Annotated in this window: 2 tRNA genes and 1 rRNA gene; all 3 read left to right on the plus strand. The window is 50.4% G+C overall.

Annotated features, from left to right (window positions below):
* Positions 1-168 (plus strand): 16S ribosomal RNA (locus ACUNV4_RS30400); the annotation flags it as partial.
* 63 nt (positions 169-231) lie between these two features.
* Positions 232-308, plus strand: a tRNA-Ile gene (locus tag ACUNV4_RS30405).
* A gap of 34 nt (positions 309-342) precedes the next feature.
* A tRNA-Ala gene (locus ACUNV4_RS30410) sits at positions 343-418 on the plus strand.
* The last annotated feature ends 416 nt before the right edge of the window (positions 419-834 follow it).

An 834-nucleotide genomic window follows, 5' to 3' on the forward strand; every position in this document is an offset into this window, starting at 1 on the left:
ATACGTTCCCGGGCCTTGTACACACCGCCCGTCACACCATGGGAGTTGGCTGCAAAAGAAGTGGGTAGTCTAACCTTCGGGAGGACGCTCACCACTTTGTGGTTAATGACTGGGGTGAAGTCGTAACAAGGTAGCCGTAGGGGAACCTGCGGCTGGATCACCTCCTTGAAGCTTGGAAGAATCGGTGAGTTCAAGCATCCATTTAAGTTACTTGATTTAAGAGAAAACCTCGGGTCTGTAGCTCAGTTGGTTAGAGCGCACCCCTGATAAGGGTGAGGTCGGTGGTTCAAATCCACCCAGACCCACCATTATCCCGCACGTTAAGTAGTCCGGTTAATTCCTGGGGCTATAGCTCAGCTGGGAGAGCGCCTGCCTTGCACGCAGGAGGTCAGCGGTTCGATCCCGCTTAGCTCCACCATTTACTGTTGCAAATGGTCTGGACGGGTAGCTTGAACGATGATCCTGCTGGATCGCCCCGCTGACAAGTCAGCGGCCTGGGCGGCCCCGTTCGATCCCGCTTAGCTCCACCACTACTAGATACTGATACTTAGAAGCTACAGCTAAATGACATGAACTGTCCTTTAGCTCTGGCTTTTAGTGTGGCTGGAAAATGTCAATCCATGTTGATTGGCCGAGGTTCTTTTAAAATTTGGAGAGTCGTAAACGTTTGTCAGTTATATCCCTAGCCGGATAGCTGATGAACAACCAGTACTTATCAATCGTTATTTTATGTCGCCGTATAGTCCGAGGTTTGACAGTTGCTCATAGCTTGTAGCGACTGTTTGGGGTTATATGGTCAAGCGAATAAGTGCATACGGTGGATGCCTAGGCAGT

This window comes from Granulosicoccus sp. 3-233 (genome assembly GCF_052681095.1).